Here is a 22,172-nt window from a genome sequence, read left to right on the forward strand (position 1 = left end):
AACTCTGAGATGTGTTTGAACTGAAGTTTTGTCGGAGAAAAGTAAGAATGGTTTGGCATATGAAGACGGGAGATCGAGTTCTGGATGAGGTGGAATCCCGATTTTATTTAGGTCTTTTGCAAGATTCTTTTAGGTCTACTTTAGTCTACAATGATTGGGAATATAACCTTTCTGATTTTAATCTGTGGGGTTCTACGGGGAATGTTTTTTTTGATAAAGCCAGTTTTAATCAGCAAATATTTTTGATTAATTTTTGTTTAAATGCGCTGTTAAAGCCTGAAGTTCCAATGCCTGAGTTGAACCATCTTTTAGAGGCAGCGGCCTACTATCCTTTTGGTTATTTGGAGCAAATGGTTTGGGAAGAGTTGGAGGGTGAAAAGTGTCTAGAAAGCCAAAATCAAATAGAGGAAGAAGAATATGTTTACCGTTACAGGAGGATGTGTTGGGAGGGATTTGATGCTCTCATATTGCCTGATTTGATGCAATATGAGAAGGATAACCCTCATGAAGAACCCTTGGTTGCAATCAATCCTTTTTATGGGGAAAAGTATAAGAGCAAGGATCTGAGATGTTGGGAAGATGCGATCGCCGATTTAGCTGACATCATCTTCTGGGATCGAGATTGGTTTTGGGTATCTTCCGAACCCCAACTCCTCGACGGCATGGAGCAGTGGAGAGCCGATTCATTGGGCATCACAGAACAGTATTTTACCAATCGGTTGCCCAAGGTGACAGATCAACAGGCGATCGCTGCCTTGCAGGAAATCATGGAATGGGAACTCTAGCCCTCCCCCCCATCCAACTCCCGGCCACCAGTTCCCCTCCTTCAGGAGTCACATCCAGTTATAGTTATGTTGAGAATTCCTACACACTTCTTAACAATGTCGCTAAGGAAGCCGGAAACGGTTTAATCTAAAAGCTGACCAAAACTGATAAAGATTCCTTTAATCAGCAGACTGTAGGCTACTAATCCTGAACCTATCCCCCGAATTCAACTCAGGGGATAACGAAGTACCAATAGCCTGTAGACTGTAACAAACTTGGATAGGAGATAGTTGAGCTAACCATGAGTATTACGGCAAGTGGTGGAAGTTCAGTTGCGCGTCCTCAACTGTATCAAACCGTTCCCACCTCTACGATCGCCCAAGCGGAACAACAAGACCGCTTTCCCGACGGTCGAGAGCTAGGCGAATTAAAATCTTTTTTTGAATCCGGCAATAAACGCATAGAGATTGCCCAAATCATCACCAAAAATGCGGATCTGATTGTCTCCAGAGCCGCTAACCGGATCTTTACCGGGGGTTCGCCTATGGCATTCTTAGAAAAACCCCCCGTAGACGCAAAACCGGAAACCGTCACCGCCAGTGCCATTGGCGAAGGATTGGACGTAAAAAAAGGGATGACCCTCGGCACCGTGACCTACGTTGAAAGTGGGGGGGGAGGGATTCTCGATGGAATCCGTTCCATCTTCCTCAGCACAGGCAATAAAGTAGCCGTCCCCGCAGGATTCCGTCCCATTAACATTGCTCGTTATGGCCCGAGCAATATGCAGAAATCCCTGCGGGACTTATCCTGGATGTTGCGTTATGTCACCTACGCCATCGTCGCCGGAGATCCCAACATCCTCACCGTGAACGTGCGCGGTCTGCGAGAAGTGATCGAGAATGCCTGTTCGAGCGCCGCCACCCTCGTCGCCTTACAGGAAATGAAAGTATCGGCCCGGAAGTATTTCCAAGCCGACGAAGAAGCTCAAAGTATCGTCACCGATTACTTTGATGTCCTCGTCACCGAATTCCAAGCGCCCAGTCCTTCCGACAAACTCCGTCAACGGCCCTCTGCCGACCAGCAAGGTCTGCAACTGCCCCAAAGCTACTTCAATGCTGCGGAAAGACGGAAAAAATTTGTCATGAAACCCGGACTCTCTGCCCTAGAGAAACAGTCCGTGGTCAAGGCCGCCTATCGGCAGATTTTTGAACGGGACATCACCCGCGCTTATAGCCAATCCATCTCCTACTTAGAGTCTCAGGTCAAAAACGGTGACATCTCCATGAAAGAGTTTGTCCGTCGTTTGGCCAAATCCCCCCTCTATCGCAAACAGTTTTTTGAACCCTTTATCAACAGCCGCGCTCTAGAATTGGCATTCCGCCATATCCTCGGTCGAGGCCCCTCTTCCAGAGAAGAAGTCCAAAGCTACTTTGCCATCGTGTCTCAAGGGGGACTTTCCGCTTTAGTAGATGCACTGGTGGACTCTCAGGAATATTCCGATTACTTCGGCGAGGAAACCGTTCCCTATCTGCGCGGTTTGGGTCAAGAAGCCCAAGAATCTCGTAACTGGGGGATGCAGCAAGACCTGTTTAACTACAGCGCACCCTTCCGCAAAGTTCCTCAGTTTATTACCACCTTCGCCCAATACAATCGACCCCTACCGGATCAGCACGTTTACGGCGCAGGCAACGACCCCTTAGAAATCCAGTTTGGGGCAATCTTCCCCAAAGAAACCCGGAATCCGAACACTCGTCCGGCCCCCTTTGGCAAAGATACTCGCCGCATCCTCATCCACCGAGGACCGGCCACCAACAACCAAACCGGAAACCCTCGCGCTCGTGGAGAGTTCCCCGGCACCCTGGGACCAAAAGTTTTCCGCTTAGACCAACTTCCCGGCAGCAGTAACGGAGCCAGCGTCAAGTATTCAGAAAGCTCCACCCAAAAACTGATCTCGGCCGCTTATCGTCAAGTGTTCGGGCGGGATGTCTATGATGGACAACGCCAGAAAGTAGCGGAAATCAAGCTAGAGAATGGTGACATTACAGTGCGGGAGTTCGTCAAGATTTTGGCGAAATCCGATGTATTCCGCAATCTCTACTGGTCTTCTCTCTATGTCTGTAAAGCGGTGGAATATATTCACCGTCGTTTACTGGGTCGTCCGACCTATGGCCGTCAGGAAATCAACAGCTATTTCGATTTGTGCGCCAAGAAAGGCTTCTATGCCCTGATTGATGCCTTAGTCGATAGCCCAGAGTATACCGAAGCCTTTGGTGAGGATACCGTTCCGTTTGAGCGTTATTTAACTCCGGCCGGGATGCAGTTACGGATGGCTCGTCCCGGTGCGTTACGGGCTGATTATGCCACCAAAGTGACCGTTGAAACTACACCTCGTTTTGTGGAGTTGGGACAAGTTACGGAAACTCGGACTAACCCGGATATTAACACCCGTGTGGGTCAAGGAGTATCGGTTCAACGTCAACAAACCAAGCTGTTTAAGTTGACCGATCGCGGTGATAAAGTGGCGGTGAAAAATCTGATTGCTGCCGCTTATCGCCAAATCTTTGAACGGGATTTAGCTCCTTATGTGATTCAAACTCAGTTCACGGGCTTAGAAAGTAAACTGAGCAATGGTGAGATCACCGTTAAAGAGTTTATCGAAGGGTTAGGCTGTTCTGAGTTGTATATCAAAGAGTTCTACACCCCCTATCCCAATACTAAGGTCATTGAGTTAGGCACCAAGCATTTCCTCGGTCGTGCGCCGTTAAATCAGAAGGAGATTCAAACCTATAATCAAATTCTGGCGAGTTCCGGGATTCGCGCTTTTATCGGGGCAATGGTCAACGGGATGGAGTATCTCCAACTGTTTGGGGAAGATGTGGTTCCCTACCGTCGTTTCCCCACCTTACCTGCGGCCAACTTCCCGAACACTGAGAAGCTGTATAACAAGTTAACGAAGCAAGATAAGGAATTAGTTGTTCCGAGTTTTGAACCCGTTGTACGTCGTTAATTCAGCCTCTAATTTTTGACGAAAAAGAGCATCTATCCCCCTAGATAGATGCTCTTTTTTGGGTCAAATCAAAAACGGTGTAATTTGTTACTAAATCCCGGTATTGTGCTATATTTTTTCAGGGCTACTGTTCAAATCATCAGTTTTATGTGATATTGATCACTCCTTTCAATCCGTATTTCTGACTTAATGTCGTTGAGTAAAACAACATTTTTGTTGTAAATTGAAGGGATTTAACAATAAATTCAAGAGTTGATCTTTAACGGGTTTTTTGACTAAAATTCAATATCAGTAAATATACTGAAAATTAATTTAAGTGTTTCTACGGATAAAAGTTCCCTAGTTTTTCCGATGTCTCTACACAATTTATTTATGTACATTGGGAATAGACAGGACGTAATCACGGAGAGATTTTATGTTTAGCCCCCAACCACTTTGGCAAAACGCCCCCTTCTCCCATGCGCCACAACATGATACGTCATCGAAGGATAGCTTGAAAGAGCGAAAGTCTGTTCAAGAGTCTAATTCTGGCGTTCCCACTTCCCATCAGAACAACGCTCAAAAACCTAATCTCTCTGCCAAGAAAGTGAATATTCGTGAAATTCTCGCCGCGAAAAAGTTGTTAGAAGAGCAAGAGACGAAATATCAAAAGCTCTTGCTCGCCATGCCTGATTCCTTAATTCACTTTAATAGAGAGGGTGTTTGTTTAGAATATTTTCCTTCAGAACAAAACGTTGCAGCATCTTCTAATGGGGATTTAGTCGGCAAAACAGTTGAGGAAATTTGGTCTGTGGATTTGGCGGCCTTAACTCGCTATTTTATTACCCAAGCTTTAGAAACTCAGCAAGTGCAACATAGTGAGTATGTATTACCTCATCAAGAGGCTTGGCGATATTATGAGGCGCGTTATGTTCCCTGTGGGACTCAAGAAGTGATTGTGATTATTCGGGATATTTCTGATCGCAAACAAATTGAGGCTGAATTGAGGTTATCTCAGGCCAGAGAACGGGAGAAAGCGAGTCAATTACAAAATGCCTTGGCGGAGTTACAGAAGACCCAAGCGCAGTTAATTCAGGTGGAAAAAATGTCGGCTCTGGGGGGAATGGTGGCGGGAATTGCCCATGAAATTAATAATCCTGTGTGTTTTATTCATGGCAATTTATCCTACGCGATGGAGTATATTGAGCATCTGTTCAAGTTAATGGACTTGTATAAAGCCAAAGGGTTTGATCAAGATCCAGAGATTCAAGGGTATTGTGCAGAAATTGAGTTTAATTTTTTGCAGGAAGATTTACCTAAGCTGTTGTCTAGTATGCAAATGGGGACGGAACGGATTACGGAGATTGTGAAGTCGCTGCGTAATTTTTCCCGTTTGGATCAGTCGGAAAAGAAACGGGTTGATATTCATGAGGGTTTGGATGGGACTCTGTTGATTTTGAACCATCGCTTAAAGTCTAACTATAATCAAGGGACAATTCAGGTCATTAAGAATTATGGCAATTTACCCCATGTTGAATGTTATGCGGGGTTATTAAATCAAGTGTTTATGAATTTGATGGCTAATGCAATTGACGCCTTGGATGAGTTTGGGGTGGGGGAAAGTTTCACGGTGTTAGATCCTGAGATCATCAGACCGACGATCTGGATCTTTACGGAGGATTTAGTTGACCGGGTACAGATTCGGATTATTGATAATGGGGTTGGTATTGATGAAGGCACGCAACAGCATTTGTTTAACCCATTTTTTACGACGAAGCCACCGGGAAAAGGGACTGGTTTAGGTCTTTCAATTGCTTATTCTATCATAGTAGAAAAACATCAAGGGGCTTTGTTTTGTCGGTCTAAACCGGGTTATGGGACGGAGTTTGTAGTCGAAATTCCTAAGCTATTTCCTTGCTGTCCTTTAGAGGTGATATCGAATGTCAATTCATGAGGGTTATCAAAGTTTGTTTAGTTTAATGGACGTTTGTTTAATGGACTGTTTTGAGAGTCTCCAGAGGGGAAGATTTTACAACAAAGAAGATTTTACAACAAAACGGAGGGATAAGGCTACATCTTCTCGCTAGATTTTAAGGCTAAGTTTTTGGGTAAGGTTAAATCTAAATTAAATATGAAATCTTGCTGAAAAAACAAAATGATTTGTGTTTGTTGTAACAGAATAAAATAAGCCGTTATGATTTGTCAAGAGGATATTTTTATGTTTTCCCTACAACGCATTGAGCAAGCCATTTTACGGGAGGAGTTTGTTCCTTATTATCAGCCACAGGTTAATGTTTTACAACAAAAGATTGTGGGGGTAGAAGCGTTAGTTCGTTGGCAACATCCGGAGTTAGGGTTACTGGCTCCCTTGTTTTTTCTGCCGTTTGCGGAAACAACTGGGGTCATTTCGGAAATTGATGGTTTGGTACTGAAAAAAGCTTGTCAGGATATCCATGAGTTACATCGGCTAGGATTTGGGATGAGTGTGGCGGTGAATCTTTCGGCGAGTCATTTTAATCATAAGTATTTGCCTCGGATGATTGCTGAGGTGTTGGAAGAGACGGGAATTGATCCATGTTCTTTGGTGTTGGAATTAACGGAAGGGGTGATGATTCATGATGTGCAACAGGCGGTTCGGGTGATGCGGGAGGTGCAGGAGTTGGGGGTTAAGATTTATTTAGATGATTTTGGGCGGGGTTATTCTAATTTGTTTTGGTTGCTGCATTTCCCGTTTAATGGGGTGAAGGTGGATCGTTGTTTTATTCAAAGTTCAACGATGGATGCGAAGAATTATGAGGTTTTGCTGTCGATTTTGGATTTAAGCCGTCGTCTGAATTTGGAGGTGATTCTGGAGGGGGTGGAGACGGAACAGCAACTTCAATTTTGTGGACAACAGGGGTATGGGGTGGCTCAGGGGTATTTGTTTAGCTATCCGTTGACGATTATTGGGTTGGAGAAACGGTTTTGGTTGGAGCGTTTGCAGGAAGGGCTTTTGGTGGCTTGAGGGGAAGGGGAGGAAATCTCGGATGGGCTCATCTGCACTGAGTGGGGATTCTAGTGAGTTGTTGTGATGATTTTGTGAAGGTGGGTCATCCCTTAAAATGGGGGTGGTTGAATGTGAGTTGAAGGAGTTTAGGGTTTGATGCTAACGGATGTGCCTTGGGTGTCGGCTTTGGTGGGGGGCGGTTTAATTGGGTTGAGTGCGACGCTGTTGTTGGGGTTTAATGGGCGGATTGCGGGGATTAGTGGGATGGTGAATGGGGTGCTGACGGGGGCGGCAGGGGAGCGGTGGCGCTGGTTGTTTTTGTTGGGGATGGTGATTGGGGGGGCTTTGTATGAGTATGGTTGGGCGAGTGAGGGGACTCCTCGGGGGGAGTTTGCGCCTTGGATGATGATGGTGGGGGGTTTTTTGGTGGGGTTTGGGACTCGTTTGGGGAATGGTTGCACGAGTGGGCATGGGGTTTGTGGGTTGGGGCGGTTGTCGTTGCGATCGCTCGTTGCGGTGTTAGTCTTTATGGCGACGGCGATCGCAACGGTTGGGATGATGCGTCATGTTTTAGGGCTTTGAGGTTTTGATGAAAGAGAATCTACAGAATGTCATTGTTGTGCTATCGGGAATTTTGTTTGGTTTTGGTTTGGGTTTATCTCAAATGATTGACCGCGATCGCGTGTTAGGATTTTTAGACTTGATGGGAGACTGGGATCCTACCCTGGTCTTTGTTTTGGGGGGTGCGGTTGGTGTGACTCTGATTACATTTCGCTTTATTTTGCCTCGTCCTCATCCCTTTTTGGCGGAACGGTTTGAACTCCCTACACGGCGAGATATTGACGGACGGTTACTGATGGGGGCGGCGATTTTTGGCATTGGTTGGGGCATTGCAGGCTATTGTCCGGGTCCGGGGATTGTGGCATTGGTGTTAGGACTGGCTAACCCAGTCATCTTTATGGGGGCCTTGATTGGCGGTTCTCTGGCCTGTCGTTGGTATTTAAAACAGGGGAGGAATTGAGGATTGAACCATTCCTCTGATTCCCTATTCCAGAACACCTCAAACAAAAGGGCGAGATTGTCTCGCCCTTTGTCTCCTAAATCGCCCTCAATTCAAGCCGGGTAAATCCGTAAACGACGGTTGGGTTCTTCCCCAAAACTGTCGGATTGTAGCCGATAGTGTTCTACTAATTCGTGCTGCATTTTACGGACTTTGGGGGAGCGGGGTAATAATTCGACAGGTTGCCCTTTGGGAATGACAATCTGCTCAACAGCTAACCGGGCTTCCTCTAGGGCTTCTAACTCATCATCACTGCCCTGATGGCTAAATAAGCGCAAATCGAGGGCTTCTGAACTGTTGAAATCATCCATCCCTAAAGCGCGACGGAGGGCTTTGGTAATTTGGGGGATGGTGCTGGATTTGACGGCATGAATGGGAAGTTGGCGGGCTTTGGCGATTTGGCGCAGTTTGGAATGGTTTTTGATTTGCGATCGCAGCGCTAACACAATATCTGCACTATTCATATCCTTGGTTAACACCACAGGCAAGTTCAACAACTCCACCACCTGTTCAAGTTGCGATCGCCCCACCCCATAGGGATAAACATACACCGGCCAATCCTCCCCATTGGGTCCGGGAGTTCGTACCTTATCCTCCACCAGATCCGGCTGTTGCCAAGCTTGATCTAACATCTGCTCAAACTCCGCATTAACCACCGTTGGTTTCCCACTCGGCACCGGACGCATCCGCCCAGAAGCCCGCCAGCCCCCCGGTTGTGCCGGAGGTGCTACACTCAACCCCTGACGACCGGGCAAAGGCTGTAACGCTGGTTTTTGGCTAATTTCCACCTCTCCCGAATCGCTTTGGGTGCGAATTTGGGGCGAGGGTTCCTGACCCCGCAGTAACAAGTCCACCGTATCCGATACATTAGGATGAACCACCCAGCGCTGACGTTCCTGCATTTCCACTGCAATTTCAAAGGTGGGGGGTGCTTTTCGTTCTAACACCGTCTTCTGAGAACCCCGTCGTCGGGCTTCATCATCCCCCAGTGTTACCGCTTGAATGCCCCCAATCAGGTCAGCTAAGGTGGGGTTTTTAATCAGGTTTTCAATTTGATTCCCGTGAGCGGTTCCCACCAACTGCACCCCCCGTTCCGCAATGGTTCGAGCGGCCAGCGCCTCCAATTCCGTCCCGATTTCATCAATGACAATCACTTGGGGGGTATGATTTTCCACCGCTTCAATCATCACCTGATGTTGTAACTCCGGCCGAGCCACCTGCATCCGACGAGCGCGACCAATGGCCGGATGGGGAATATCCCCATCCCCGGCGATTTCGTTAGAGGTGTCGATGATCACCACTCGTTTATGTAACTCATCAGCCAGCACCCGGGCAATCTCCCGCAACACCGTGGTTTTCCCCACCCCCGGACGACCCAAGAGCAAGATAGACTGTCCCGTTTCGACCAAATCCCGAATCATGCCAATGGTGCCATAAACCGCACGACCGACCCGGCAGGTCAAGCCGATAATATCCCCGCTTCGGTTACGCATGGCGCTGATGCGGTGCAAGGTGCGCTCAATGCCAGCGCGATTGTCTCCGCTAAAACTACCCACCCGGTTGATGCTATATTTTAAATCTTCGCGAGTAATGGGCATTTCAGCGAGATACTCGGCCCCGTGGGGAAAACGAACTTCCGGCAAGCGGCCTAAGTCCATCACCACTTCAATCACAATATCGCGGGAGGGATGTTGGGCGAGTTTTTCCCCAATGCTGGGGGGCAACATCTCTAGGAGTTGGTCTAAGTTATCGGCGATTTCTGTGCGTTTCAAGAGTTTTGAATCGTGAGGTTTAGCAGTAGGCGTTGATGTAAAAACAGGTTCAGGAAAGGATTGTATTTTTTGGGGATTTGTCATACCACCTTGAGGTTAGGAACAGATTTGTGCGTTCAAGTTACAGGGGGGAATGGGGAAAGGTTAGGACAACACGACTCCCGGATTTTCTCCCTCCTGACGGGACACAGGTGGACTCCCTTTGAGGGGAGCAACCAACTGATGAGCAAGGGCGACAGCTTGCCAGAGTAAATCAGGATGGTGTTCTAGTTGGGGTTTACCGCAAGGGGACTGACTGCGTTCCTCCAGTTGGTGGAGGAGGGAAGTCAGTTGAGTGCGGGCATAACTGCCATAGGCGACTCCCGCAATGGTTTGCTCTGAGGATATCAGAGATGGGTTAAAATTGAGGAGTTTTGCCTGTCGCAGTTTTTCCACAGTTTGCTGATTCGTGCCTCCGGCCAGTTGGACATAACCGGGCAGGTGGGCAGCCAAGACTTTCGCGGCCAATTTCACGGCAGCACGAGTGGTGCCCTTGCCAATGTCTCCACTCATGGGCCGACCGTCGGTTTGCCAAATCAGGGGACAAGGTAAGGGGGAAACCCAGTGATAAAGGGTTTTGAGGTAGGGGATGAGATCCTGATGATCGGGGCAACTGATGGCTAATATCTTGAGTTGGTCTTGATAGGGTGCGATCGCCTGCCAAAGTCGTTGGAAGCCCTCAAAATGACCCGTTTGGGTATGAATTTCTAGGGCATCAATCCCCTGGTCAAACAGGAGCGGCACCACAATTTCTGGGGTAGAAACGTAGGATTGGGCCGTAATTAACTGACTTGGGCAAACGGGCAAACACCGCCCGCAACCATAACAGAGGGCTTCTATCACCCCCGGATTTTCCCCAAAGGCGATCGCCTCGGCCGGACAAATCCCCTCGCAAGGGCGAGGACAATGGGGTGGACAGGATTGGGGATCAAACACCGCCTTGCGAAAATGGGGATCTTCCCCATCATTCAAGCTCACCATTAACCATGGTTTAGTTTTCCACAAAAACCCCCGCGCTTGGGCTTCTTGTTGCAAAGCACAAGCCACCCCTATGGCTTCTTGGGTCGCGGCAATGACGGCCGGATCGGCGGCCACATCAATACAATCCGCACCACCCAGCGCATAAGCCAAGGTAAGATTTCGGATAGCCGGAAGGTGCTGAAAACTAGCCCCACAAATGAGTTTGAACCAGCAGCCCGACTGGAGTGAATTTAAGGGAGAGTCTATTTCAATCACCCCTCTATGCTAAAACCTTGGCGAAAAAAAAGGTAAAGGAATTTGACCTTTTTGAAACCAGCCCTATATCTAGTGATCTTGGGAGAAAATAGCTCTGTATCTAGCGTCAGCAGGTTTCCCCTGCCCGTTCATACTGATTCATGACCCTCTTACCTATTGTGTAACTTGCGTATTACACAATATACTACAAAAAGTTAGAACTGTCCACCCCCTCCCAGAATGGATGTGATTTTAGCCCCGAGGCGGCTAGATCAGAGAGGAAACGGTTATTGCAAGCTAGAGAAACCCTGAAATCATTAAACCGGAAGGATTGATCATGCAGCCACAGCCAAACTGTTGCCCAAACCCCCATTTAACCATTGTCCAGCAACTTTGCTGGATGCCATCCCACGGACAAAATTTACAGCGCTGTCGTCATTGTGGGACGTATTGGCGCTTTGATTGGGAAGAACGGATGAATTTTGAGGGAGGGGAGGATTATGTCTGGGAATACTATACCTGTCTGACTCCAGAGGAAACAGAGCAGTTGCGGAAAGGGGAGGAGGGCGATTTTCCGAACTCTTAACTCTGGTCAATCCCTGCTAAAAAATCATTAGGTCTATTATTCAAGTATTGCTTCATGAATGCCCCTACTGTTCCCTTGTCTCCTTTCAGACGACCTATTGCGGTGGATTTATTTGCCGGAGTGGGGGGATTTTCTTTAGGTATGGAACAAGCGGGGTTTGATGTAGTGGTTGCCGTGGAAAAAGACCCCATTCACGCCGCCGCTTATACCTATAATTTCCCCCAGACACGGGTTTTATGTGCTGATATCACCACCATTTCCGGGGCAGATATTGTCCATTTAGTGCAGCAACAAGTCCCCCAGTTCCAACAAATTGATCTCATCTTTGGGGGGCCACCTTGTCAAGGATTTTCCATCATCGGCCCCCGCAATCCCAAGGATAAGCGCAACCAGTTGATCTTTGAATTTTGTCGCTTGGTGAGGGAGTTGCAACCGCGTTATTTTGTGTTGGAAAATGTCCCCGGACTGAAACAACCCAAAAACCAGTCCCTGTTACGACGGTTAAAACGGGAGTTGAGAGGGGCTGGGTATCAAATTACCGAACGGGTTAGAATCCTCAATGCGGTGGATTTTGGGGTTCCTCAAACTCGGAAACGGTTGTTTTTGTTGGGCCGTCGAGAGGGGGCGGTTAAATTTTGTTATCCTCCTCCTCAAAAGAATCCCCCTACGGTGCGCGATGCGTTGCAGGATTTACCCAATTTAGACGATTTTCCCCATCTCAACCAGAGTGATGAGTTGTGGCTCTCTCAGGAGGAATTAAGGGCGTTAGATGAGACGATAAGCCCCTATGGGGAACGATTACGGGGTAAGGGGGATGGGGGAAACTTGGCCTATCCCCGTCGCTGGAATCCCCATTGCTTAACGGGGTTTCGTCGCACTCAACACGAGGCTAGCACGATTGAACGCTTCCGCCAAACTCCTGCGGGGCAACGGGAGGAGATTAGTCGTTTGCGCAAGTTGGGCTGGGATGAATACTGTTGTACGCTGCGGGCGGGGACTCCTTCGGAACGGGGGAGACATACCTCAGCCCGTCCTTTACATCCGGAGTATGAACGGGTGATTTCGGTGCGGGAAGCAGCGCGTTTACATTCGTTTCCCGATTGGTTTGGGTTTCATGTGACGAAGTGGCACGGATTCCGACAGGTGGGGAATTCTGTGCCTCCGTTGTTAGGTCGTGCCATTGGACAACAGGCGATCGCTGCGCTGCAAGTTACGCCCTTTTCCCCTAGTATAGTTCTGGAATTAGGCGATCGCGCATTACTCCAATTCACCCCCAGTCAAGCAGAACAATACTTTATCCACCAACACATCTAAACCTCCCTCTTGCCCATGACAGAACCTCTTCTCGAACCCCTTTTAAGGCAATTTCGCGCTCAACGAGTCCTTCGACATATTCCTCCCCACTCCACCCTATTAGACATTGGTTGTGGAGTCTCTGGACGTTTTTTACAGTCCATTTCTCATCACATTAAACAAGGGGTTGGAGTGGATTTTAAAGTTGAACCCCGCAAAACAGGTAATATTGAAACCCTACAACTTAAACTAGATCATCAACTCCCCTTTCCTGACCAAAGCTTTGAAATTGTCACCATGTTAGCCGTTCTAGAACACATCGAACATGAACAGGCTATTCTGCAAGAAATTTATCGCGTTCTCATCCCTAACGGAAAACTAATACTTACTGTTCCCTCCCTCTGGTCCCAGCCCATTTTAGAATTTTTAGCCTATCGCTTAAAATTAGTCAGTGAAGCCGAAATTCGTGATCACAAAAGATACTATAATCGACAAAAACTAAAACAATCTCTAGTTATTCAAGCTGGATTTCAAGACTTTTATCACCAATACTTTCAACTAGGGATGAATAACTTTTGCACTGTGGTCAAAAAAAGATCCCCTCCCCCTAAAGCACCACCCCTTACTATAGCGTTTCCAAATCATTGATGAACTCTCAGAGAAGTTTCTCATAATACTTCAAGCTCCTTGTAACCCTTGTATACTCTTCCCAGATCCGGTGTTCCCTTTGCTTTCCCTTGTAGATTACACAACTCAAATGGGAACGCTATATAACTTTTGCTATCCTTTACCCTATCACGACTCTGCCCCATGAAATTATCCGTTATCATCCCTTGTTATAACGAAGTTGGCACAATTTCTCAAGTCATCGAAGCCGTCAAAAAATCCCCCGTTGATTGTGAAATTATCATTGTCGATGATTGTTCAACTGATGGCACGAGACAAGTTTTAGAATCTCAAATCGAATCCATCGTTGATCAAGTCATTTATCACCCCAGAAACCGAGGCAAAGGGGCAGCATTACGCACAGGATTTGCAGCCGCAACAGGGGAAATTGTCATTGTTCAAGATGCCGATTTAGAATATGATCCCCAAGAATATCCCTTAATGATAGAACCCATTCTTAAAGGCAAAGCAGATGTGGTTTTTGGCTCTCGTTTTCAAGGGGGAAGACCTCATCGAGTTGTTTATTTTTGGCACATGGTAGGGAATAAATTTTTAACCCTTTTGTCTAATATGTTGACCAATATAAACCTAACGGACATGGAGACTTGTTATAAAGCATTTCGACGGGAAATTATTCAGTCTCTGAGAATCCAAGAAAATCGCTTTGGCTTTGAACCAGAAATTACCGCCAAAGTAGCTAAACTCAATTGTATAATCTACGAAGTCGGTATTTCCTATTATGGGCGTACCTATAAAGAGGGTAAAAAAATTGGCTGGAAAGATGGCTTTTGGGCAATTTTTTGTATATTTAAGTATAATCTTTTACCCTAATTATGCAAAACAAGAAAGGCAATACTCGATAAACTTACCGCCCCCAATATTCCTGTTTTAATTTGATGAGCTTCTAGGGTTAAAAGCAACAAAAAGTAAGCAGGCATATAAACTCGTAAATAGTCCAAATAATATCCTAATATTTTGGCACTACTAATCAGGAATAGCCCCGTTAAGATTGCTGTGCAAATTAAAACAATTTTATTAAATTTTATTTGCCGAAAACAAAACCAAAATGTTGCGCTTAATACTACTATTAGTAATATGAAATTATACCACTCAAATAGAGTTTTAGCCACTATCTCTTGTGAGAAAAGTAAGCTGATTTTATTCAAAACTCCCCCCAAAGGATAGGTAAAAACTTGTTCTAAAACCGAGGATTCTGGAAAATCGGAACGACGAGAGATAACAAAACTCCACAGGGCAATAGGTAGCCATGACCAACCCAAATGTACCAATTGCCTCCAGCGACGCTCCCAGATACTACATAAAACAAAAGCCAGCCAAATAATTAGTAAATTCTCCCGAGTTAAACAAAGGTACGCAATGGAAATTGACGTTAAAATTGGGCTACTTTTGCGGTAAAAATAAATCGATAAAACCAATAAAAATCCACTTAATAAATCGGCAGTTGATAGAACAAAAGCCATCCAAACACTGGGAATAGATAACACCCATAAGCCATAATGTGGTGAATAATTATAAGCTTGTAGAGTGACACTGATTAAGAGAACTAATAAAACAATTAAAATCCCATTTAAGATGACCATTGCCCAAGGAATGAGGCGAGATTGTCCTAACCCAAAAACATAGCCTAACAGGGGATATAAAATGCGTCGATAGCGATAATGAGGAGCGTCTAATGCGTTAATGCTATCCAAATTTTGTAAGGTTGGATCTAAGGCAATGGTTAAGAATTGTTGTCCATCATGCCCTACTTCGTTGGGATAAATAAAAGTGGTTTCTGGGTTGAGATAGGGAGAAAGGGGGAATTCACTACCAATGCGAAAAAAGCCTGTAATATTGCCATCAAATTTAAACCATAAGTTGAACAGTAGAACAATTATGACTACAAGGGTGGCAATAATCCCATTGCTCAAAATAGGGCTTTTTCTCAAAAGAGGGAACTGCACAATATTAAACATTAATCAAAATTTAGGGTTCAAGAGAACATGAAGTCTGTAGAGTAGATTATCCTATGTTCTGCGGTCAACATTGGGCAATACCATCCCTTTCCATCTGTGTTAATCAACAGTATAGTTTTGTAGTAGGACAATTTTCCCGCCTATTTCTCAAACTATAGAGTTCACAAAAGCTTGTCTGTCATCTTTGACACAGTTCTAAGGTATCCCAGAGAATCAGGGATTGGTGGGGTTGTACCAGACTCCTGGGGTAATTATCCCACTGCTGCTGCGATCGCCCAAAATTTTTGCTGAGTTATCTCCCCAACGCAAAAGCAGTAACTCTATCTAGAAAGCCTTTCTCTCCTTTTCTGGGTTGAGCCTGTGCGGAGTCACAAAGAACTAAAATTATTCTTGTGTTGCTCCCCATAAAACTAATTAAGGAAATCGGAGCTTTGCTTGGAGTTACTGCTTTTGGACTGACACGAGACAGATATAAAATTAAACAGCGTTCTTACCTCTCTTTGTACATGAACTAGCGTTATCCTTCGGGTTTGGCTGTTTTATCTGCCAGGGAAGCTTCAGTAGCTTCACTTATTAATCTAGCGAGTTTCGCTCAAATAACCAAGGGTTTGATACTAAACTTTACTAAACTTTGAAGCCTTACTTTAACGGGGTAAATTTCTATTAAATTGTGTTATTTTTACCCCCTTTTTGTGGTAAGATTCAGTCCCCTCAGTTTTGGCGATCGCGCCAATTTGCCACTCTCTCCACAGGCAAGGAAAGCACTTGAGCCACTTGTTCCACAGTCATTCCCCGGTCTAAAAGTTGGGAAATGGCGTTAAGTTGGGCTTGTTCGGCTTGTTCTGCCCGTAGTCTAGCTTGTTCGGCCTGTAGTCTAGCTTGTTCAGCTTCCTGTCGGATTTGTTGGTTTTGAGCAACTAATTCCACAAAACTGGTGAAACGTTCTCCTGTCGGGTGATACACCACTAACTGTTCCTCAACTACGGTGAAACGGATGCCGAGTCGAGGACTAATCCAGTTGTCCATAGTGGGGATGGGAGCGAGAATTGCTCCGGAGCGCAGCCATCCCTTTAATTCCCCCTGTTCAGGGTAGAACAGATAATATTCTTCTACCCCGTAGCGTTGATAAAAGTGGTGTTTTGTCACTTCTAATTCTTGACGGGTATTGCTGGGGGAGGCAATTTCAAAGACGACTTGGGGGGGGATGTTATCCTCCCGCCATTGTAGATAAGATCCGCGATCGCCTTTGGGACGACCAATGGCTACTAACACATCAGGAGCAACACGAGTCCAAGGTTCTCCTTCTACGGGATACCAGAGTAAGTCCCCCGCGACAAAAACATTGGGATTATCTTGAAATAAGGCATCGAGTCCCCCTTGTAGGGTGACAATCAGTCGGAATTGTAATGTATTATCAGCCAAGGGTTGTCCGTCGCTTTCTGGATATTCCAGTTGGGAGAGAGTAGAAACTGTCATAATCTTTAGCCTAGGGAATCAACAAGAGGCAGGACGCAGAACTCTTAACCATTAATAGTTATAATTTATACAACTATTAACTGCTCCCAACATCCTCCTCTCACCCATTTTAAGCAAATCGAGGAGGGTCTGGGGGGACATCTTGCCAACGACCTTGACCCACAGCACGCACCGCTTCTGAGAGGGACACATCCCCAGTGTATAAGGCACGACCGACAATTGCACCGATGACCCCTAAAGGCTCCAAAGCCAATAAACTCAAGAGGTCTGTTAGTGAACTTACTCCCCCCGAGGCAATAACGGGAATCTCCACCGCTTGAGCCATTTCTCGCAGTGCTTCCATGTTCGGGCCGATGAGAGTACCATCTCGGTGGATATCGGTGTAAATAATCGTACTTGCGCCAAAACCGGCCATTTGTTGGGCGAGGTCGGTGGCGTTGATTTCCGAGGTTTCTAGCCATCCCCGAGTGGCGACTTTGCCGTTGCGTGCATCAATCCCCACAATAATCTGGTCGGGGAAATCGTGACAGAGTTGTTGGACTAAGGCGGGGTTTTCCACGGCAATAGTACCGACGATCGCATAGCGCACTCCCACCTCAAATAGGCGCTCAATGGTGGCTTTGTCCCGCAGTCCACCCCCCACTTCCACGGGAATCGAGATGGCTTGGGTGACAGAGGCGATCGCATCTAAATTAACCGACTTCCCCTCTTTTGCCCCATCTAAGTCTACCAAATGAAGGCGGGTCGCCCCTTCCTGTTCCCACTGTCGAGCCACTTCAACAGGATTTTCATTAAAAACCTCGGACTGGCTATAGTCCCCTTGATAGAGACGCACACAACGACCTTGGAGTAAATCAATGGCTGGGATAACTTCCATGTTCTATTCTTCGTTTTGCTCTAATCTGGATTCGCTGCAATTATCTACACAGTTTGTAGGGTTTGTTCAGTTTCCCCATGTTCTTTTAACAAGGTTGCAAATCTGCGCCGAATTAATAGACCGGGTTTATCGGTCATCATATGTTGTTCTCGGCTCATCTCTAAAGGAACATCATAATTCGTGGTTTCTAAAATGCGTTTATCTTCTAATGTTACCTGACGGTCAAAGGCGATTACATCAGCAGCAGATGTATCTGCTTCTGTGTCATTTCTTAGGCAAAACTGCACAATTTGGGAGGAAGAATCACTAATGGGAGTAGTTGTATTAACAATCACATGAACCAAGCCATTAGGATAGCGAATCCGCAAGCGACAAGTGAAGGGAAGAAACCAATCTAACTCAAAATAACGAGTGGTTTTTCCTTCGCCCATTTTTAGGTTTTTTTGTTGTAATTCTGGATTAACTACACCTAGAATGGCTTGACCTGTCAAACCATAGTCTGTTTCCGTCAGTTCTAATTCTTCAGGAATAGTATGATCAGGACTACCAAACGTGCTAGTGTGAACAAAACTTGGATGAGCTAGGTCTAGTTCGTTCTCCATAACCCTTATTCCAGCGACATTCCAAGGTTCGTAAAATTCATGAATTAACCGAAAATTTGGATCTTTAGCTTCTGGTATTTCGGGAATGGGTTGTAGTGGATCGCCTAAACAAACCCAAAGATAACCATAGCGTTCTTGACAGGAATAAGTAGGAATTTGATACTTAGTGGGGATGGGAGCATCATCAGTTAATTGAGGAACTTTAACACAAGCTCCAGTCCGATTAAACTGCCAACCATGATAGGGACAAGCAATGTTTCCATTCACGACTTTTCCTAGGGAGAGTTGGGCGGAACGATGACAACATTGATCGGCAGCAGCGACAGGTTTTCCAACCTCATCTAACCAGAGTACAATTTTTTGACCTAAGAGTTGAAAACTTTGAGGGGTATCCTTGAGTTGATTGAGGGGTAAAACAGGATACCAAAAGCGTTTAAAAACGGGTTGTTGGGTGACTAACATAGAGTGTTTTTGAGGTTTTTGTTTAGTGGGATGGATCTGGGTCTATTCTATAGCAATCTTTCCGAGGTGATGTATCCTAGGAAGAGGTTTAATGGGTTCAGGGGGGAGGAAAGGCGTTCATCTCTGTATAAAGCTAATATCTTTTGATATCGCTGGGATTGAGGTGATGTGCTAGTCATTGTGCGATCGCCATGCTCACCCCATCCATAAACTAGCTTGAAGAGTTAAAAGCGTCACCGTCTAGGAAGAAATCTAACTTGATGCCCTCTAGTTCACCCTCCGATCAAAAATTTTTTCTTGACCCGTCAGCTTAGATGTGTTATCATAAGACCTTGGTTATGCTGGTTTCATTCCCTCTAATTCGGCAGAACCCAATACGCGGTAACAGATGTATGCGCCTGTATGTGCATTGAATATACTGTGCATTGAATATACGCGGATGTGGTGGAATTGGTAGACACGCACGCTTGAGGGGCGTGTGGCTAGCCCGTGCGAGTTCGAGTCTCGCCATCCGCATAATACCTAAACGCTTACTGTATCTAGTGTTTAGGCTTTCACTCAATCCATTTAGCTTATCGTTTCACTCATCTTTGACCCATCATCCCCCAGCACAAGGCGTGGGGGAATCGATTAAACTCAGTCGGGGATGCAGATTTAACGTCCCAATAGCTCAACAGCCCGCTTAACAAAATTCTCAGCCGTTAAACCATTAAACGCCATAATCTGTCCTGCATTGGCCGTTGTTTCGCCACGTTTCCAAGCAAAAACATCTCGCTTCGAGGTACTGCGCAACATCACAGGTTCTAACATGGCGCTGGTGCCTCCCGTGACTCCCAGTAAGACATCCCCACCGAATAACTCAGCAAATCCTTCATCACCGAGGAAATCGCCATCCGATTCTGAACAAGCATCCCAGGCCACATCAGAAGGACGATAAAGACGACGAGGATTAATAATAGACACCACCTTTGAACCGATGCCTTGTGCTTGCAATTGTTCCACCGCTTCCAGCACCGGAATTAACGTCATATCCCCAATGACAGCAAACACAACCGTTTGCTCGCCCGGTGTTTCTTGTAAAACAACACCCCCATTCACCAAACCTTCTCGCGTCTGTTCAAACGTCGTCCGAATCGGTAAAGGAGACTTAGATGCTGTAATAGTAATCCCTTTATTCTTCGTCTCTAAAGCCCACTCATAGCAGACTTGCACACTATTAGCATCACAAGGGAATAAGGGGAAAACATTGCCATTGCGCATCATCGCCGCAAAATAATTCTCAATCTCCGGTCGTTGGTGCGTCCAACCATTGCGCCCCTGTTCTAACGCCCCGGCGGTAAATAAGGTAATAGTAGACGGAGTGGGACGGCGCAATTCAGCCATTGCCTGCGTCACCGTCTGCCAAATGGGTAAACCGTTGATAGCAAAGGATTCATAGGAACACCACAACGTCCGCGCTCCCATTAACGATAAAGCGACCGCTAAACCTGCACAAGCATCCTCACTCAAGGGTTCATACACCTGACCTTGAGGTTGCTGATAATAGATTTCATCAGTGGTGGGGTGGACAATATTTAAGCCCACATTAATGTTATTAATCCCCGAGGCCGCATTCCCATCGGCATTAGTCACCACAAAACTGGGATCTTTTTGTCCCACATGAACGACTAAAGCCCCCATTGCAGTAGTGGCTACTTTCTTATCACCTCCGACGGCATATTCTTCTAAGGGCAATTGCCCTAAATCCGCTAAGGGGCGCACTTGTTCCGTCACCACAGTTTTAGAAGCAGAACCTCCCCCAGCCCGGACACAGTTTGTGCGGACTAATTCCCAAGCTTCGGGAGTTAAAGCCCGCTCTTTGAGGGCATTGACAATATAATCCCGCTCCACTGTATCCCCGGGGTACAGGTTATGAGACTGGGCGCCTCGTTTGTGAACTCCAGCCCCTTTGAGTTGTTTAATAATCAGAACTGTTAACTTGCCATTGAGAGCAGATTGAGCCGCTTCCTCCGTCCGTTTCAGGACTTCCTGCACAAAGGCCAAGCGTTTTTCCAGAGAGAAGTTAGTGCTATCTACATAGTCTCCCGGTTGTTTGGCATCATCAAAATCCTTGGCATCGACTAAAATTACATTTTCAAAGCCGTTGCCTCCCCAATATTCCAGCATTTGATCATTGGTTTTGGTGGAAACCATGCTGTGATGTTCTTGGGAATAGCCATTCCAGACCAAAATGGGCAGGAAGTTAGTCACATCGGGATAGGCCGTGTGGAAGTGGCCAAAACTGCTCATAATATAAGGTTCTCCTAAACCCCCATCCCCAATGGTCACGGGAAATAATACTCCGGGGTTGAGTTTGGCGGCGGCCATCGCAAAATGTTGTCCTTGCCCTAATGGTCCGGCCGGGTTGAGAAGCCCCGGAATCTGCCCGGAGAGGTGGCCTAGAAGCCCATGAGTCTCTCGGAAGCGATCGCGCAATTCCTGAACCGTCGTAATCCCCATGTCTTCGAGAGAACGATCTAAAAAGACTGTGCTATAAAATCCCGGTGCATGATGCCCTACTTCAGTCATGATGTTTTTGTGACCCAACATCACTAAAGCTGCAATTCCGTCTGCCACACTGGCAAAGCCCCCGGGGTGTCCCGACTCTTTACTTGCTGTAATTTGTAACGTTAAATAGCGCAACCCATCGGCCATTAACATCGTCTGATAAGCCGACTCTAAGCGGGTGGGATCGACCTTTGTGGCTCCCGGTGCGATCGCCCCCTCCTTCCCATACTCATTAAATCCCGGCAGCGTTTCAGCAAAAAACTGAATTCCTTGACAAAACGTAGGAATTGCTGTAGCAACAGTCATTCTATAAAATCCTCATTCATATTTAAAAGCCTTAAAGATCAATCTTACCCCCCCAAGGGTAAGCCCCCCAGCAATGTACATCCCCAGACAGAGAAGCCACCCCACACCCCATTCCACCCCCAATTCAAAAAAACTTTGTCAGCTAAAAAGCTTATGCGGAGGGGATTGCAGCCCATGAAGTGAAGGCCGAGAAAAAAAGTTTAGAAAAAAGGGTTGACAACCTAGGGAGAAGTGGATATATTGGTAAATGCGCGCAACGGAAGGCAACACACCACACCGAGTGCGCTGAACCTCGAAAAATCAATAGTTTGAAAGAATTTTAGCACCCCCCAAGTCAAAAGACACAAGTCAAAAGACACAAGTCAAAAAGAAACAACAGGAAAAAAACAACTCCTAGAAGTTTCGGCAAGGGGAAAATAAAACTCAAGCCAAAAAAAACATCTAGAGAGCCAAAATGGAGAGTTTGATCCTGGCTCAGGATGAACGCTGGCGGTATGCTTAACACATGCAAGTCGAACGGACTCTTCGGAGTTAGTGGCGGACGGGTGAGTAAAGCGT

Annotated in this window: 17 protein-coding genes, 1 tRNA gene and 1 rRNA gene; 12 read left to right on the forward strand and 7 right to left on the reverse strand. The window is 46.3% G+C overall.

Annotated elements, in window-relative coordinates:
* Positions 1-47: 47 nt before the first annotated feature.
* From K4A83_RS06235 to K4A83_RS06260, 6 genes are all read left to right on the forward strand, one after another.
* Positions 48-785 carry a hypothetical protein gene (locus K4A83_RS06235; RefSeq protein WP_265263585.1) on the forward strand — a complete coding sequence of 246 codons (738 nt, stop codon included), beginning with the start codon at positions 48-50 and terminating at the stop codon, positions 783-785.
* A gap of 281 nt (positions 786-1,066) precedes the next feature.
* A complete protein-coding gene (locus tag K4A83_RS06240) occupies positions 1,067-3,772 on the forward strand; it encodes a phycobilisome rod-core linker polypeptide (protein WP_265263586.1) in 2,706 nt (901 codons plus the stop codon).
* A 415-nt stretch (positions 3,773-4,187) separates the two neighbouring features.
* The gene (locus K4A83_RS06245) at positions 4,188-5,705 is read left to right on the forward strand and encodes a sensor histidine kinase (RefSeq protein WP_265263587.1); all 1,518 of its coding nucleotides are present in this window, start codon (positions 4,188-4,190) and stop codon (positions 5,703-5,705) included.
* Between the two features lie 264 nt (positions 5,706-5,969).
* Positions 5,970-6,755, forward strand: coding sequence for an EAL domain-containing protein (locus tag K4A83_RS06250; protein WP_265263588.1), 786 nt, complete (start codon positions 5,970-5,972; stop codon positions 6,753-6,755).
* Between the two features lie 138 nt (positions 6,756-6,893).
* Positions 6,894-7,319 (forward strand): YeeE/YedE family protein, encoded by a 426-nt coding sequence (locus K4A83_RS06255; RefSeq protein ID WP_265263589.1) that lies wholly within the window; start codon positions 6,894-6,896, stop codon positions 7,317-7,319.
* Positions 7,320-7,326: 7 nt separating this feature from the next.
* Positions 7,327-7,758, forward strand: coding sequence for a DUF6691 family protein (locus K4A83_RS06260; RefSeq protein WP_265263590.1), 432 nt, complete (start codon positions 7,327-7,329; stop codon positions 7,756-7,758).
* 92 nt (positions 7,759-7,850) lie between these two features.
* Here the strand turns inward: K4A83_RS06260 and K4A83_RS06265 are convergent, their stop codons facing one another.
* Together K4A83_RS06265 and ldpA are read right to left on the reverse strand one after the other, a co-directional pair.
* Positions 7,851-9,524, reverse strand: a complete 1,674-nt coding sequence (locus tag K4A83_RS06265; protein WP_407809900.1) for a R3H domain-containing nucleic acid-binding protein — start codon at positions 9,522-9,524, stop codon at positions 7,851-7,853.
* Positions 9,525-9,713: 189 nt separating this feature from the next.
* Positions 9,714-10,844, reverse strand: coding sequence for a circadian clock protein LdpA (gene ldpA / locus K4A83_RS06270; protein WP_407809896.1), 1,131 nt, complete (start codon positions 10,842-10,844; stop codon positions 9,714-9,716).
* Between the two features lie 316 nt (positions 10,845-11,160).
* Between ldpA and K4A83_RS06275 the strand changes: the two genes are divergently transcribed.
* The 4 genes from K4A83_RS06275 to K4A83_RS06290 all read left to right on the forward strand — a co-directional run bounded on the left by K4A83_RS06275 (position 11,161) and on the right by K4A83_RS06290 (position 14,199).
* Positions 11,161-11,409 (forward strand): hypothetical protein, encoded by a 249-nt coding sequence (locus K4A83_RS06275; protein ID WP_265263593.1) that lies wholly within the window; start codon positions 11,161-11,163, stop codon positions 11,407-11,409.
* A gap of 54 nt (positions 11,410-11,463) precedes the next feature.
* On the forward strand, positions 11,464-12,723 hold the full coding sequence (locus K4A83_RS06280) for a DNA cytosine methyltransferase (protein ID WP_265263594.1): 1,260 nt from the start codon (positions 11,464-11,466) through the stop codon (positions 12,721-12,723).
* 15 nt (positions 12,724-12,738) lie between these two features.
* Positions 12,739-13,350, forward strand: coding sequence for a class I SAM-dependent methyltransferase (locus K4A83_RS06285; RefSeq protein ID WP_265263595.1), 612 nt, complete (start codon positions 12,739-12,741; stop codon positions 13,348-13,350).
* Positions 13,351-13,512: 162 nt separating this feature from the next.
* Positions 13,513-14,199 (forward strand): glycosyltransferase family 2 protein, encoded by a 687-nt coding sequence (locus tag K4A83_RS06290; protein WP_265263596.1) that lies wholly within the window; start codon positions 13,513-13,515, stop codon positions 14,197-14,199.
* Here the strand turns inward: K4A83_RS06290 and K4A83_RS06295 are convergent.
* The 4 genes from K4A83_RS06295 to K4A83_RS06310 form a co-directional block, all read right to left on the reverse strand.
* Positions 14,196-15,332: an AZOBR_p60025 family cell surface glycopolymer formation protein gene (locus K4A83_RS06295; RefSeq protein WP_265263597.1), complete on the reverse strand. Its 1,137-nt coding sequence runs from the start codon at positions 15,330-15,332 to the stop codon at positions 14,196-14,198. The genes K4A83_RS06290 and K4A83_RS06295 overlap by 4 nt on opposite strands.
* 723 nt (positions 15,333-16,055) lie before the next feature.
* The gene (locus K4A83_RS06300; RefSeq protein WP_265263598.1) at positions 16,056-16,820 is read right to left on the reverse strand and encodes a Uma2 family endonuclease; all 765 of its coding nucleotides are present in this window, start codon (positions 16,818-16,820) and stop codon (positions 16,056-16,058) included.
* Positions 16,821-16,929: 109 nt separating this feature from the next.
* The gene (hisA, locus tag K4A83_RS06305; RefSeq protein WP_265263599.1) at positions 16,930-17,697 is read right to left on the reverse strand and encodes a 1-(5-phosphoribosyl)-5-[(5-phosphoribosylamino)methylideneamino]imidazole-4-carboxamide isomerase; all 768 of its coding nucleotides are present in this window, start codon (positions 17,695-17,697) and stop codon (positions 16,930-16,932) included.
* Positions 17,698-17,741: 44 nt separating this feature from the next.
* Positions 17,742-18,761, reverse strand: a complete 1,020-nt coding sequence (locus K4A83_RS06310) for an aromatic ring-hydroxylating dioxygenase subunit alpha (protein ID WP_265263600.1) — start codon at positions 18,759-18,761, stop codon at positions 17,742-17,744.
* 435 nt (positions 18,762-19,196) lie between these two features.
* On the opposite strand from K4A83_RS06310, the gene K4A83_RS06315 reads away from it, so the two are divergent.
* Positions 19,197-19,277 (forward strand) — tRNA-Leu (locus K4A83_RS06315).
* A 138-nt stretch (positions 19,278-19,415) separates the two neighbouring features.
* Here the strand turns inward: K4A83_RS06315 and K4A83_RS06320 are convergent.
* On the reverse strand, positions 19,416-21,614 hold the full coding sequence (locus K4A83_RS06320; protein WP_265263601.1) for a phosphoketolase family protein: 2,199 nt from the start codon (positions 21,612-21,614) through the stop codon (positions 19,416-19,418).
* Positions 21,615-22,065: 451 nt separating this feature from the next.
* On the opposite strand from K4A83_RS06320, the gene K4A83_RS06325 reads away from it, so the two are divergent.
* Positions 22,066-22,172, forward strand: a 16S ribosomal RNA gene (locus K4A83_RS06325); the annotation flags it as partial.

The organism is Spirulina subsalsa FACHB-351, from assembly GCF_026130165.1.
GTDB classification, from domain to species: Bacteria; Cyanobacteriota; Cyanobacteriia; order Cyanobacteriales; family Spirulinaceae; genus Spirulina_A; species Spirulina_A subsalsa_A.